Below are 14685 nucleotides of genomic sequence, written 5' to 3'. Positions count from 1 at the left end.
ATGCGGATCAGATAGGAGCACTGCCTGCGGCCATCTGCCGCGCGCTGATACGGTTTTTATCGTTTCAGGTGAATCTGTAACAGGCTGCGCTGCACGTCCATAGTCCTCATCTGGAAAAGTTGCATGATTCTGATGAGGTAGGCCGATGTATCAGTACGACGATTACGACCGGGCGCTGGTGTTCGAGCGCGTTGCGCAGTTTCGCGATCAGGTCGAGCGCTTCATGGGCGGGGAGTTGAGCGAAGAGGAGTTCCTGCCGCTGCGTTTGCAAAACGGCCTGTACATGCAAAAGCACGCGTACATGCTGCGCGTGGCGATTCCCTACGGCACCCTCGGCGCCGATCAGCTACGAACGCTGGCGAGCATCGCAGCCGACTATGATCGCGGCTACGGCCACTTCACCACGCGCCAGAACATGCAGTTCAACTGGATCGAGCTGAGCGATGTGCCGGACATCCTCGAGCGCCTGGCGCAGGTCAACATGCACGCGATCCAGACCTCTGGGAACTGCGTGCGCAACATCACCACCGAGGCCTTCGCCGGGGTCGCGGCAGACGAGTTGATCGACCCGCGCCCGCTGGCGGAGATCCTGCGACAGTGGTCGACGATCAACCCGGAGTTCCTGTTTCTGCCACGCAAATTCAAGATCGCCATTTGCTCGGCCAAGCAGGATCGCGCGGCGATCATGATGCATGACATCGGCCTGTATCTTTACCCCGGTCGCGACGGGCAGATGCTGTTGCGCGTGATCGTCGGCGGCGGGCTGGGGCGTACGCCGATCCTTGGTTTGCAGATTCGTGAAGGCTTGCCGTGGCAGCATTTGCTCTCGTACGTCGAAGCGGTGCTGCGGGTCTACAACCGCCATGGCCGACGCGACAACAAGTACAAGGCGCGGATCAAGATTCTGGTCAAAGCGCTGGGCATCGAGGCGTTCGCCAAGGAAGTCGAAGAAGAATGGCAGCACCTCAAGGACGGCCCGGCGCAGTTGACCGAAGCGGAATTCCAGCGGGTCGCCAACGCGTTTGTGCCGCCGATCTATAAGGCGCTGGCCAATACCGATCTGGAGTTCGGCACGCACATGGCCGAGACACCAGCGTTCGCCCGCTGGGTCGCGCGCAACGTGCAACCGCACAAAGTGCCGGGTTACACCAGCGTGGTGCTGTCGACCAAACCCGGTCAGGCTTCGCCGCCAGGGGATGTCACAGGTTTGCAGATGCTGGCGGTGGCCGACTGGTCCGAGCGTTTCGGTTTTGGCGAGATTCGTATTGCCCATGAACAGAACATCGTCTTGCCGGACGTGCCGAAGGCGCAACTGTTTGCGCTGTGGCAACAGGCCTGCGCACATGGGCTGGGCAGTGCCAACGTCGGCTTGCTGACCGACATCATTGCCTGCCCCGGTGGCGACTTTTGCGCATTGGCCAACGCCAAGTCGATCCCGATTACTCAGGCGATTCAGGCGCGTTTCGACAACCTCGATTATCTGCATGACCTCGGTGATATCAGCCTGAACATCTCCGGTTGCATCAACGCCTGCGGCCATCATCACATTGGCAACATCGGCATTCTGGGTGTCGATAAAAACGGCAGCGAGTGGTACCAGATCACCCTTGGAGGCGCGCAGGGTCGCAACAGTTCGCTGGGCAAGGTGATCGGCCCGTCATTCAGCGCAGCGGAGATTCCGCAGGTGATCGAGCGGATCATCGGCACGTTCGTGCGCTATCGCGAGAGTGAGGAGTTGTTCATCGATACGGTGGCGCGCATCGGGTTGGAGCCGTTCAAGGAACGCGTGTATCCGAAAGCGCTCGAGGTCTCGGCATGAATAATCTGCTGCGCATGGAGGAGGGTGGCGCGCGGATTGTCACGGATGATCCGTGGACGCTGGTGCGCTCGCCTGAAACCGATCTTCCCGCTGCCATGGCGATCCTGCCGCTGGCGCACTGGCTCGAATCGCCCTCGACCCACGCGGTTTGGCTCGGGCCGGATGACGGCGTTGAAAGCCTGCTGCCGTGGCTGGCCTCACTGCCGCTGATTGCCCTCGACTTTCCGAGCTTTCGCGATGGCCGCGCCTATAGCCAGGCGTATTTGCTGCGCAGTCGTTTCGGCTGGGCCGGGGAGTTGCGCGCGATTGGCGATGTGCTGCGCGATCAACTCAGCCACATGCGCCAGTGCGGGTTTGACAGCTTTGCCGTGCGCGAGGACAAATCTGCAGAGGATGCGCTGAAGGGTTTGGCCGGGATGAGCGTGCTGTACGGCCGCTCGGTGATCGAGCCAAGGCCGCTGTTTCGGCGGCGCTGATTCTATCTCTCTGACAGTAGAGTGCTTTTGTGGCGAGGGGATTTATCCCCGTTGGGCTGCGCAGCGGCCCCCTGCGATTTGGCATGGGAACCGAGTACTCAGGATTGACGACTGCTGCGCAGCCGAACGGGGATAAATCCCCTCGCCACAGGTTCTTTGTGCGCCAGCAATGCAGGGGAAACCCCTATACGCTTGCCCATTTCGGGATTTCTCCTTGGGTCGATGCTGGCCTTTTGGTAGAGTCCTCGCCGCCAGCGGGTTTTCGGCTGGACGACGGAACGAAGAAGGGAGTCTGTTTGTGACTGTGGGCAAGAAGATCTTGGGCCTCACGGCGTTGCTTTTGATGCTGATGCTGTGGGCCAGCTATTTTTACGTGTTCAAGGAAAACCGCGACGGCCAGTTGGGCGGCGCCAACCAGAGCACCGCGTGGTGCGGCACGCCGCCGTCCAATGAAGCGGCGCTGCTGGGCAAGGATCAACTGACCTTGCGCATCACCAACAACCTGCGCGGCGAGTTCATGCTCAGCGGCGCGGTGGTGGTTTCCGAGCGCACCTTCAACCGCTACGACCTCGGCCGCAACGAACTGCGCCTGCGGCTGGAGCCGTTGCAATGGTCGTACGGCGTCACGCCGATTTTCCTTGAACAGGTGAAAGTCCTGCCCCTGAGCCGTAACCTGGCGGCGACCAATAAAAGCGCGTTCGCCGAACTCGAATCGCGGCCGATCGGCGTTCAGGGCCGCGTCACCGAATTCCCCTTCGACACCTACCGTTACGGCTACAAACCGGTGCTCTACTACCTCAAGGGCACCGAGCGCGTCGACCTGCGCTTCAAGAACATCACCACGCTGATGGAGATGTCCAACACCTTCACGCCAATCCAGAAGTACAACCGCGTCGACTACATCAGCGAGAACAACTCGATGATCCGCGACGAGGACTACAAGGCCTATGGCGCGCATGAATGCGCGTTCAGCGTCGAGCGTAAAGATTCGTTCAAGGTTCTGGTGTTCATGCTGTTGCTGGTGCTGTCCCTGCCGTTGCTGCTGGTGTTCTTCCGCGAAGAGCCGGGGATCGATTTCCTCGCGACGCTGGTGGGGATTGCCGTAGTGCGGGTGTTGCTGGTGGGGCCGGTTGAAGACTTTCAGCTGTACAACATCGACTTCCTGTTTGGCGCGGCGATCTTGCTGGTGGGGACGGTGTCGTTGATCAAAGCGATGCGTGCCAATAGTCGGCGCGAGATGAAGATGAGGAGTGGCGAGACTTCTTCCTGGTAATCAACTGTGCTTGTGATCGGTTGCGCGAATTTTGCGTTCGGCGAACGCAAAAAACCGGGGTTTAGCTATAACTGTATTTCCCCACGCAATAAATCCGGACATCTGACAGGAGTTACAGCATGAAGCTAGCAGTAATGATGAGCACGCTGTGCATTGCCACGCTCGGAGTGGTGGGCTGCTCCAGCAAAACCGTCGCTCCCGATGAGTACTCCGGCTTCCTGAAAGATTACAGCCAGCTCAGGGAAGCCAAATCGCCGTCGGGCGCCGAGGTGATGCGCTGGATGGATCCCAAGCTCGACACCCGCAAGTTCACCAGTGTTTACATCGAGCCGACTCAGCTCTATCCCAAGCCGCAAGCTACGGTGAAAATTCCGCAGCAGACCCTCAATGGCATCACCGGTTATTACGATCAGGCGCTCAAACGTGAGCTCGGCAAGTCGCTGCCATTGGCCGCTGCTCCTGGCCCGGGCGTGATTGTGGTGCGGGCGGCGATCACCGCAGTCAGCAGCAAGACTGAAGGTCTGAAACCGTATGAAGTGATTCCGATTGCACTGGTGGCGGCGGCGGTCAGCACGGCCAGCGGTATTCGCGATCAGGAAACCACGCTGGCCACTGAAGCGGTGTTTCTCGATGGCGGCAACAACCATGTGCTCGCTCAAGTCGTGCGCAAAGGCACCGGCAAACCGCTGCAAAACGATTCGCAGGTGATGCAGGCCAGTGACGTTAAAAACGTGATAGATGGCTGGGCTTCGGATCTGCATCAGTCCTACCTCAAGCTCAAATCCAAATAACCAACTTTCCAGGTGTCAGGTTTTTCTGGACTGGTCGCGAATGCGTTCTTCCTGTTCGCGCAACTCGGGGGTGAATTCAGCGCCAAAGTCTTCGGCGCTGAACACCTGGCGAATCTCGATTTCGGCATCGGTGCCGGGCATCGGATTCGGGCAGCGTTTGACCCATTCGATGGCTTCGTCTTTGGATTTCACGTCCCAGATCCAGTAGCCGGCGATCAGCTCTTTGGTTTCGGCGAACGGGCCGTCGATCACGCTGCGGGTTTCGCCGCTGAAACGTACGCGAGCACCTTTGCTGCTGGGGTGAAGGCCGTCGGCCGAGACCAGAATCCCGGCGTTGGCCAGTTCTTCGTTGTAGTTGCCCATGGCGGTGAGCAGTCCTTCGCTGGGCATGACCCCGGCTTCGGAATCCGGGCTGGCTTTGACGATGATCATGAAGCGCATGGTTTTTTCTCCAATGGTTTTGCGGTTATTCAAGGTTTAGTCGAATGAGCGAAACCTGAATCGACAAACCGAGAAAAAAACAAGAATCACCGCAGACCCCCTGTGGTGCCGGCTGGCAACCATGACAATTTCAGTTCAACCATAGGTCGTCGGACAATTTCGTGGTTAACTTCGGCCTCTCAGAAATTCTTAACAACAACGTTCAGAAGGACTACGTTCATGGCTCAAGTCACTCTTAAAGGCAACCCGGTTCAAGTCAACGGCCAGTTGCCACAAGCCGGTTCCAAGGCACCAGCCTTTTCTCTGGTTGCCGGCAACCTGTCCGACGTGACCCTGGCGAGCTTCGCCGGCAAGCGCAAAGTGCTGAACATCTTCCCAAGCGTCGACACCCCGACCTGCGCCACCTCCGTGCGCAAGTTCAACGCGCAGGCCAATGACGTGGCCAACACCGTGGTGCTGTGCATTTCGGCTGACCTGCCGTTCGCTCAGGCACGCTTCTGCGGCGCCGAAGGTCTGGAAAACGTACAGAACCTGTCGACCCTGCGCGGCGCCGAGTTCATCGAAAACTACGGCGTGGCCATCGCTGACGGCCCGCTGAAAGGCCTGACTGCACGTGCCGTGGTCGTGCTCGACGAAAACGACAACGTGCTGCACAGCGAACTGGTCAAGGAAATCGCTGAAGAGCCGAACTACGACGCAGCGTTGGCAGTGCTTAAATAAGCATTCGCAAACAGCGTTTTTACAATTGTTAACGGCCTGGCCCTGTCCAGGCCGTTTTCATTTGTGTATCAGTGTTTTGCCTCACACCTTGAAACGTAAGTTGAAGGTAAATTGCCGGTAAAGCTGCTTTGCTTTACCCCCATCAGTGCTTATCGTTCAGCCTCCCGTAGAAGAAGCCCACGCGCCCAATGGTTAATCACTCCATGCAATCGTCCTCCCGTAACTCCCGTCGCTGGCTGATCAGCCTGCTTGTATTGTTGGTCATCGCCGTTCTGTGCTGGAAATTCTGGCCCGCCGGCTCAGCCAACAAGGAGGGCGCGGACAAGGCTGCCGGGCATACCGGACGTTCGGGAATGATGCGTCCGGGCTTCGGCGGTGCGGCCGGGCCGATTCCGGTGCGTGTGGCGCCGGCGGTCAAGGGTGACTTCCCGCTGTACTACAAAGCCTTGGGCACGGTAACAGCGCTGAACACCATCAATGTGCGCAGCCGGGTTGGCGGCGAACTGGTGAAGATTCATTTCGAGGAAGGGCAGATGGTCAAGGCCGGCGACCTGCTGGCAGAGATCGACCCGCGCTCGTACCAGAACGCCTTGCTGCAGGCTGAAGGCACCTTGCTGCAGAATCAGGCCCAGCTGAAAAACGCGCAGGTCGACGTCGAGCGCTATCGCGGCCTGTTCAAGGAAGACAGCATTGCCAAGCAGACACTGGACACCGCCGAAGCGCTGGTCGGCCAGTATCTCGGCACCGTGAAGACCAATCAGGCGGCGGTCAACGACGCCAAGCTCAATCTCGAATTCACCAAAATTCGCGCACCGATTGCCGGCCGCGTTGGTTTGCGGCAGATCGACGTTGGCAACCTGGTCACCGCCAATGACACCACGTTCATTGCGGTCATCACCCAGACCCAGCCAATCAGCGTCGCGTTCACGCTGCCGGAAAATAGCCTGGAAACCGTACTCGCGCGCTACCGCAGCGGCGCCAAGTTGCCGGCCGAAGCCTGGGATCGCGGCGATACCAAATTGCAAGCGACCGGTGTGCTGCAGAGCCTCGACAACCAGATCGACGTGACCACCGGCACCCTGAAATTCAAGGCACGCTACGAAAACCGCGATCAGTCGCTGTTCCCCAACCAGTTCGTCAACATCCACCTGCTGGCCGACACGCTGAAAGGCGTGGTGCTGGCACCGTCGGCGGCGATTCAGTTCGGCACCAACGGCACCTTCGTCTACGCACTGGACGGCGACAAGAAAGTCACCATCCGCCAGCTGAAAATCGGCGCCAGTGACGGCGACAACACGGTCATCACCGAAGGTCTCGCCGCCGGCGATCGCGTTGTGCTGGAAGGCACCGACCGTTTGAAAGAAGGCAGTGAAGTGGAAGTGGTCAACGACAGCCAGGACGTGCCGACCACTCCGACCGAACACCTGCAAGGCAAATCGGCCGCCACCCCGGCTGACGCTGCGCTAACCGACAAGGCCAAGAAGGGCGCATGAACATTTCGCGGCTGTTCATCCTCCGTCCGGTAGCCACTACCCTGAGCATGCTGGCCATCGTGCTGGCCGGTCTGATCGCTTATCGCTTGTTGCCGGTTTCGGCGTTGCCACAGGTCGATTACCCGACCATCCGCGTCATGACTCTGTATCCCGGCGCCAGTCCGGATGTGATGACCAGCGCCGTGACTGCACCGCTTGAGCGCCAGTTCGGGCAGATGCCGGGCCTGACGCAAATGGCCTCGACCAGTTCCGGCGGCGCCTCGGTGCTGACATTGCGTTTCAGCCTCGACATCAACATGGACGTCGCCGAGCAGCAGGTGCAAGCCGCGATCAACGCCGCGACCAATCTGCTGCCGACCGATCTGCCCGCGCCGCCGGTGTACAACAAGGTCAACCCGGCGGACACCCCGGTACTGACCCTGGCCATCACCTCGAAAACCATGCTGCTGCCCAAGCTCAACGATCTGGTCGATACGCGCATGGCGCAGAAAATCGCGCAGATCAGCGGCGTCGGCATGGTCAGCATTGCCGGCGGCCAACGTCAGGCGGTGCGGATCAAGGTCAACCCGGAAGCATTGGCGGCCAATGGTTTGAACCTGTCGGACGTGCGTACTTTGATTGGCGCGTCCAACGTCAATCAGCCCAAGGGTAACTTCGACGGCCCGACCCGGGTGTCGATGCTCGATGCCAACGACCAACTGACTTCACCCAAGGATTACGCCAACCTGATTCTGGCCTACGCCAATGGCGCGCCGCTGCGACTGAAAGATGTGGCGGAAATCGTCGACGGCGCCGAGAACGAGCGCCTGGCCGCATGGGCCAATCAGAATCAAGCGGTGTTGCTGAATATTCAGCGCCAACCGGGTGCCAACGTGATCGAAGTGGTCGACCGGATCAAGGCGCTGCTGCCAAGCATCACCGACAACTTGCCGGCCGGCCTCGAAGTCACCGTGCTCACCGACCGCACCCAGACCATCCGCGCCTCGGTGACCGATGTTCAGCATGAATTGTTGATCGCCATTGCCTTGGTAGTGATGGTCACGTTCCTGTTTCTGCGCCGTGCCAGCGCGACGATCATTCCCTCGATTGCCGTGCCACTGTCGCTGATCGGCACCTTCGGCGTGATGTACCTGGCCGGGTTCTCGGTGAACAACCTGACGCTGATGGCACTGACCATCGCCACCGGTTTTGTGGTCGACGATGCAATCGTGATGCTGGAGAACATCGCGCGCTTCATCGAGGAGGGCGACAGTCCGATGCAGGCAGCGCTCAAGGGCGCGAAGCAGATCGGCTTCACCCTGATTTCCCTGACCCTGTCGCTGATTGCGGTACTGATACCGCTGCTGTTCATGGCCGATGTGGTCGGGCGGTTGTTCCGTGAATTCGCCATCACCCTGGCGGTGGCGATTCTGATTTCGCTGGTGGTCTCGCTGACCCTGACGCCGATGATGTGCGCGCGCTTGCTCAAGCGTGAGCCTGAAGCGCACGAGCAGGGGCGTTTCTACCGTTCCAGCGGTGCGGTCATCGACTGGATGATCGCCGCGTACGGGCGCAAGTTGCAGTGGGTGCTCAAGCATCAGCCGCTGACCCTACTGGTGGCCATCGGCACACTGGCACTGACCGTCGTGCTGTACATGGTGGTACCGAAAGGCTTCTTCCCGGTGCAAGACACCGGCGTGATTCAAGGCATCTCGGAAGCACCGCAGTCGATTTCCTTTGCGGCGATGGGCGAGCGCCAACAGGCACTGGCCAAGGTGATTCTTGAAGATCCCGCCGTGGAAAGCCTGTCCTCCTACATCGGTATCGACGGCGACAACGCCACGCTCAACAGTGGCCGCTTGCTGATTAACCTCAAACCGCACGGTGCGCGTGATCTCAGCGCGACCGAGGTGATAGCTCGCCTGCAACCACAGTTGGACAAGCTGGTGGGGATTCGCCTGTTCATGCAACCGGTGCAGGATCTGACCATTGAAGACCGGGTCAGCCGCACGCAATACCAATTCAGCATGTCCTCGCCAGACTCCGAACTGCTCAGTCAGTGGAGCGGGCGTCTGGTCGAAGCATTGGCGCAGCGCCCGGAACTGACCGACGTCGCCAGCGATTTGCAGGACAAGGGTTTGCAGGTGTTTCTGGTGATCGATCGCGACGCGGCTTCGCGCCTCGGCGTGTCGGTGTCGAACATCACCGATGCTCTGTACGACGCCTTTGGCCAACGGCAGATTTCCACGATTTACACCCAGGCCAGCCAGTACCGCGTGGTGCTGCAAGCGCAGTCCGGCGAGAAGATCGGCCCGCAGGCGCTGGATCAGATTCACGTCAAAACCACCGACGGCGGTCAGGTACGCCTGTCGAGTCTGGCGCATGTCGAAGAACGCCAGGCGCAACTGGCGATCACCCATATCGGCCAGTTTCCGGCAGTGATGATGTCCTTCAATCTCGCGCCCGGTGTGGCGCTGGGGCATGCGGTGGACGTGATCGAGCAGGTGCAGAAAGACATCGGCATGCCGATTGGCGTGCAGACCCAGTTCCAGGGCGCGGCCGAAGCATTTCAGGCCTCGCTGTCGAGCACCTTGCTGCTGATTCTGGCGGCGGTGGTGACCATGTACATCGTGCTCGGCGTGCTCTACGAGAGCTACATCCACCCGATCACCATTCTTTCGACCCTGCCGTCGGCGGCCGTCGGCGCCTTGCTGGCGTTGCTGCTCAGTGGCAACGATCTCGGGATGATTGCGATCATCGGCATCATTCTGCTGATCGGTATCGTCAAGAAGAACGCGATCATGATGATCGACTTCGCCCTCGATGCTGAGCGCAATCAGGGCATGGACCCGGAAACCGCGATCTATCAGGCCGCGCTGCTGCGTTTCCGGCCAATCCTGATGACCACACTGGCTGCGTTGTTTGGCGCGGTGCCGCTGATGCTGGCGACCGGTTCCGGCGCTGAATTGCGTCAGCCGCTGGGTCTGGTGATGGTTGGTGGATTGCTGCTCAGCCAGGTGCTGACGCTGTTCACCACACCTGTGATCTACCTCTATTTTGACCGTCTCGGTCGGCGCTGGGGCCGTGCGCCTTCGGCCGTGGAGCCGGTAGAACAGCCATGAACCTGTCCGGTCCTTTCATCAAGCGCCCGGTGGCGACCATGCTCCTGAGCCTGGCGATCATGCTGCTGGGTGGCGTGAGTTTCGGCCTGCTGCCGGTGGCGCCGCTGCCGCAAATGGATTTCCCGGTGATCGTGGTGCAGGCCAGCCTGCCCGGTGCCAGCCCGGAAGTCATGGCCTCGACCGTGGCCACGCCGCTGGAGCGCTCGTTTGGCGCGATTGCCGGCGTCAACACCATGAGCAGCCGTTCCAGCCAAGGCTCGACCCGAGTCATTCTGCAATTCGACCTCGACCGCGACATCAACGGCGCGGCGCGCGAAGTGCAAGCGGCGATCAATGCTTCGCGCAACCTGTTGCCGAGCGGGATGCGCAGCATGCCGACCTACAAGAAGGTCAACCCGTCGCAAGCGCCGATCATGGTGTTGTCGCTGACCTCCGACGTACTGGAAAAAGGCCAGCTGTACGATCTGGCCTCGACCATCCTTTCGCAAAGCCTGTCGCAGGTGCAGGGCGTCGGTGAAGTGCAGATCGGTGGTAGTTCGCTGCCGGCGGTGCGCATCGAACTCGAACCGCAAGCGCTCAATCAGTACGGCGTGGCGCTCGACGATGTGCGCAAGACCATCGCCGAAGCCAACGTGCGCCGGCCGAAAGGTTCGGTCGAGGACGGCCAGCGGCTGTGGCAGATTCAGGCCAACGATCAGTTGGAGAAAGCCAAGGATTACGAATCGCTGATCATCCACTACGCCGACGGTGCCGCGTTGCGTCTGAAAGACGTGGCCAAGGTCAGCGACGGCGTCGAAGACCGCTACAACAGCGGCTTCTTCAACGATGACGCGGCGGTGCTGCTGGTGATCAACCGCCAGGCCGGCGCCAACATCATCGAAACGGTCAACGAGATCAAGGCCCAGTTGCCGGCGCTGCAAGCGGTGTTACCGGCCAGCGTCAAACTGAATCTGGCGATGGACCGCTCGCCGGTCATCAAAGCCACGTTGCACGAAGCGGAAATGACCCTGTTGATCGCCGTGGCGCTGGTGATTCTGGTGGTTTATCTGTTCCTCGGTAACTTCCGCGCTTCGTTGATCCCGACGCTGGCGGTGCCGGTGTCGCTGGTCGGCACCTTTGCGGTGATGTACCTCTACGGGTTTTCGCTGAACAACTTGTCACTGATGGCGCTGATTCTCGCCACCGGGCTGGTGGTGGACGACGCCATCGTGGTGCTGGAGAACATTTCCCGGCACATCGACGAGGGTGTCAAACCGATGCAGGCCGCGTACCTCGGGGCCAAGGAAGTCGGCTTCACCTTGCTGTCGATGAACGTGTCGCTGGTGGCGGTGTTCCTGTCGATCCTGTTCATGGGCGGGATTGTCGAAAGCCTGTTCCGCGAATTCTCGATCACGCTGGCTGCAGCCATCGTGGTGTCGCTGGTGGTTTCGCTGACCCTGACGCCGATGCTTTGCGCGCGCTGGCTCAAACCGCATACGCCAGGTCAGGAAAATCGCCTGCAACGCTGGAGTCGCCGCACCAACGACTGGATGGTCGGCAAATACGCCACCAGCCTCGACTGGGTGCTGCGCCATCGACGCCTGACCCTGCTCAGCCTGTTCGTCACGGTCGGCGTCAACGTCGCGCTGTATGTGGTGGTGCCGAAGACTTTCATGCCGCAGCAGGACACCGGCCAATTGATCGGCTTCGTGCGTGGCGATGACGGACTCTCGTTCAGCGTGATGCAGCCGAAGATGGAAATCTTCCGCCGCGAAGTGCTCAAGGACCCTGCAGTAGAAAGCGTTGCCGGTTTCATTGGTGGCAGCAACGGCACCAACAACGCGTTCATGCTGGTGCGTCTGAAACCGATCAAGGAGCGCAATCTGTCGGCGCAAAAAGTCATCGAGCGCATGCGCAAGGAAATGCCCAAGGTGCCGGGCGCACAACTGATGCTGATGGCCGATCAGGATCTGCAATTTGGCGGTGGCCGCGAACAGACCACGTCGCAGTACAGCTACATTTTGCAAAGCGGTGACCTTGGGGCCTTGCGCGAGTGGTACCCGAAAGTGGTTACCGCGCTCAGAGCCTTGCCGGAACTGACCGCGATCGATGCCCGCGAGGGCGGAGGGGCTCAGCAGGTGACGCTGATTGTCGACCGCGATCAGGCCAAACGTCTCGGCGTAGATATGGAGATGGTCACCGCTGTGCTCAACAACGCTTACAGCCAGCGGCAGATTTCGACGATCTACGACAGCCTCAACCAGTATCAAGTGGTGATGGAGGTCAATCCGAAATATGCCCAGGATCCGGTGACGCTCAAGCAGGTCCAAGTGATTACCGCCGATGGCGCGCGAATTCCGCTGTCGACCTTCGCTCACTACGAAAACAGTCTGGAAAACGACCGTGTCAGCCATGAAGGCCAGTTCGCTTCTGAAAGTATCGCGTTCGACATGGCTGAAGGCGTGACGGTGGAGCAGGGCGGCGCTGCCATTGAGCGGGCGATCGCCAAGGTCGGGTTGCCGGAAGACGTGATCGCGAAAATGGCCGGCACCGCCGACGCCTTTGCCGCCACGCAGAAGAGCCAGCCGTTCATGATTCTCGGCGCGCTGCTGGCGGTGTATCTGGTGCTTGGCGTGCTGTACGAAAGCTACATTCACCCGCTGACCATTCTGTCCACGCTGCCTTCGGCCGGGGTTGGCGCGTTGCTGTCGATCTACGTGCTCGGTGGCGAATTCAGCCTGATTTCTTTGCTCGGGCTGTTCCTGCTGATCGGCGTTGTGAAGAAGAACGCGATCCTGATGATCGACCTCGCGCTGCAACTGGAGCGCCATCAAGGGCTGTCGCCGCTGGAATCGATCCGCAGCGCCTGTCTACAACGACTGCGGCCGATCCTGATGACCACGCTTGCGGCGATCCTCGGTGCGTTGCCATTGCTGCTCGGCCGCGCCGAAGGTGCGGAAATGCGCCAGCCGCTGGGCTTGACCATCATCGGCGGGCTGATCTTCAGCCAGGTGCTGACCCTTTACACCACCCCGGTGGTTTACCTCTATCTCGACAAGTTGCGCCATCGTTTCAACAAATGGCGCGGCGTGCGTACTGATGCTGCTCTGGAAACTCCGCTATGACCGACCGTTCGCTTTTCACTCTGGCCACTGTTCGCGGTTCGCGTCTGTTGAGCCTGTCACTGTGCGTGGCCATGCTCAGCGCCTGCGCTGTCGGCCCGGACTACCAGCGCCCGCAAACCGCTGAAATCGCGCAGTACAAAGAGGCCGAGGGCTGGCGTCAGGCCAACCCGAGCGACTCGCTGGCGCGTGGCGCGTGGTGGGAACTGTATGGCGACCGCCAGCTCAACGAACTGATCGAGAAGCTCAACAGTTCGAACCAGACCGTCGCCCAGTCCGAAGCCCAATACCGTCAGGCCCAGGCGTTGGTGCGCAGCGCCCGTGGCGCGTTTTATCCGAGCGTCGATCTGAGCGTCGGCAAGACGCGCTCCAGCCAGGGCACCGGCAGCAGCAGTTCGAGCCTGAGCAGTTCTTCCAGCGGCATTCGTGATACCTACAACGCCGAGCTGGGCGTCAGTTGGGAGGCCGATATCTGGGGTAAGTTGCGCCGTGGTCTGGAGGCTGATGAAGCCAGCGCTCAGGCGAGTTTTGCCGATCTGGCAGCGATGCGCCTGAGCCAGCAGTCGGAACTGGTGCAAAACTATCTGCAATTGCGCGTGATCGATCAGCAGAAACGCTTGCTCGAATCGACCGTAGCGGCTTATCAGCGCTCGCTGAAAATGACCCAAAACCAGTACAACGCCGGCGTTTCCGGGCGTGATGCAGTGGCGCAGGCGCAGACTCAGCTGAAAACCACCCAAGGTGATCTGGTCGATCTGATCTGGCAGCGCGCGCAGTTTGAAAACGCGATCGCGGTGCTCACCGGTCAGCCGCCGGCGCAGTTCAGCATTGCCGAAAGCCAGGACATTCCCAAGCTCCCGCAGATTCCGCTGAGCCTGCCATCGCAATTGCTCGAACGCCGCCCGGACATCGCCTCGGCCGAGCGCTCGGTGATTGCCGCCAACGCCAACATCGGCGTGGCCAAAGCCGCCTATTACCCGGACTTGTCCCTGAGCCTCAGCGGTGGTTACAGCAGCAGTACTTCGCAGAATCTGATGAGCCTGCCGAACCGCTTCTGGTCGGTCGGCCCGAAAATGACCCTGCCGCTGTTTGACGGCGGTATCCGCTCGGCAGAAGTCGACCGCACCGAAGCGGTCTACGACCAGACCGTCGCCAAATACCGCCAGACCGTGCTCGACGGCTTTCGCGAGGTGGAAAACTATCTGGTGCAACTCAAGGTGTACGAAGACGAAGCGGCAGTGCGTCAGGAAGCGCTCGACGCCGCGCGTGATTCTCTGCGTCTGACCGAAAACCAGTACAAGGCTGGAGTGATTGCTTACCTCGACGTGGTGGTGGTGCAGGCGACTGCGTTGAGCAACGAGCGCACCGTGTTGAATATCCTGCAGAGTCGCTTGATCGCCAGCGTGCAACTGATTGCCGCATTGGGTGGCGGCTGGGACGGCGAGCTGGAAACCACCGCTGAGTAGCCCG

The 14685-nt window shown here is 60.2% G+C and carries 10 protein-coding genes; 9 read left to right on the top strand and 1 reads right to left on the bottom strand.

Features of this window, described 5'->3' with window-relative positions:
• Window positions 1-145: 145 nt before the first annotated feature.
• From ACP7BN_RS01220 to ACP7BN_RS01205, 4 genes are all read left to right on the top strand, one after another.
• The gene (locus tag ACP7BN_RS01220) at window positions 146-1819 is read left to right on the top strand and encodes a nitrite/sulfite reductase (protein ID WP_426200982.1); all 1674 of its coding nucleotides are present in this window, start codon (window positions 146-148) and stop codon (window positions 1817-1819) included.
• Window positions 1816-2295, top strand: coding sequence for a DUF934 domain-containing protein (locus ACP7BN_RS01215; RefSeq protein ID WP_426200981.1), 480 nt, complete (start codon window positions 1816-1818; stop codon window positions 2293-2295). Before ACP7BN_RS01220 ends, ACP7BN_RS01215 begins: the two co-directional genes overlap by 4 nt.
• Window positions 2296-2593: 298 nt before the next feature.
• Window positions 2594-3568, top strand: a complete 975-nt coding sequence (locus ACP7BN_RS01210; RefSeq protein WP_426200979.1) for a hypothetical protein — start codon at window positions 2594-2596, stop codon at window positions 3566-3568.
• A 119-nt stretch (window positions 3569-3687) separates the two neighbouring features.
• Window positions 3688-4359, top strand: coding sequence for a DUF3313 domain-containing protein (locus tag ACP7BN_RS01205; RefSeq protein ID WP_420649914.1), 672 nt, complete (start codon window positions 3688-3690; stop codon window positions 4357-4359).
• Between the two features lie 15 nt (window positions 4360-4374).
• On the opposite strand, the gene ACP7BN_RS01200 is transcribed toward ACP7BN_RS01205, so the two are convergent.
• The gene (locus ACP7BN_RS01200) at window positions 4375-4800 is read right to left on the bottom strand and encodes a YciI family protein (RefSeq protein WP_426200978.1); all 426 of its coding nucleotides are present in this window, start codon (window positions 4798-4800) and stop codon (window positions 4375-4377) included.
• Window positions 4801-5019: 219 nt separating this feature from the next.
• Here ACP7BN_RS01200 and tpx point away from each other — a divergent pair, with 219 nt between their 5' ends.
• From tpx to ACP7BN_RS01175, 5 genes are all read left to right on the top strand, one after another.
• Entirely contained in the window at window positions 5020-5520 is a 501-nt protein-coding gene (tpx, locus tag ACP7BN_RS01195) for a thiol peroxidase (RefSeq protein WP_258696018.1), read from the top strand.
• Window positions 5521-5708: 188 nt separating this feature from the next.
• Window positions 5709-7013 (top strand): MdtA/MuxA family multidrug efflux RND transporter periplasmic adaptor subunit, encoded by a 1305-nt coding sequence (locus tag ACP7BN_RS01190; protein ID WP_426200975.1) that lies wholly within the window; start codon window positions 5709-5711, stop codon window positions 7011-7013.
• Window positions 7010-10114, top strand: a complete 3105-nt coding sequence (locus ACP7BN_RS01185) for an MdtB/MuxB family multidrug efflux RND transporter permease subunit (protein ID WP_426200973.1) — start codon at window positions 7010-7012, stop codon at window positions 10112-10114. Before ACP7BN_RS01190 ends, ACP7BN_RS01185 begins: the two co-directional genes overlap by 4 nt.
• Window positions 10111-13218 carry an efflux RND transporter permease subunit gene (locus tag ACP7BN_RS01180; protein ID WP_426200971.1) on the top strand — a complete coding sequence of 1036 codons (3108 nt, stop codon included), beginning with the start codon at window positions 10111-10113 and terminating at the stop codon, window positions 13216-13218. The genes ACP7BN_RS01185 and ACP7BN_RS01180 overlap by 4 nt, the downstream gene beginning before the upstream one ends.
• Window positions 13215-14681, top strand: a complete 1467-nt coding sequence (locus tag ACP7BN_RS01175) for an efflux transporter outer membrane subunit (protein WP_426200969.1) — start codon at window positions 13215-13217, stop codon at window positions 14679-14681. The genes ACP7BN_RS01180 and ACP7BN_RS01175 overlap by 4 nt, the downstream gene beginning before the upstream one ends.
• The last annotated feature ends 4 nt before the right edge of the window (window positions 14682-14685 follow it).

Source organism: Pseudomonas sp. TWP3-1, from assembly GCF_049896625.1.
In the GTDB taxonomy this organism is placed as follows: domain Bacteria; phylum Pseudomonadota; class Gammaproteobacteria; order Pseudomonadales; family Pseudomonadaceae; genus Aquipseudomonas.
This window is presented reverse-complemented; position numbering and strand designations above follow the sequence as displayed.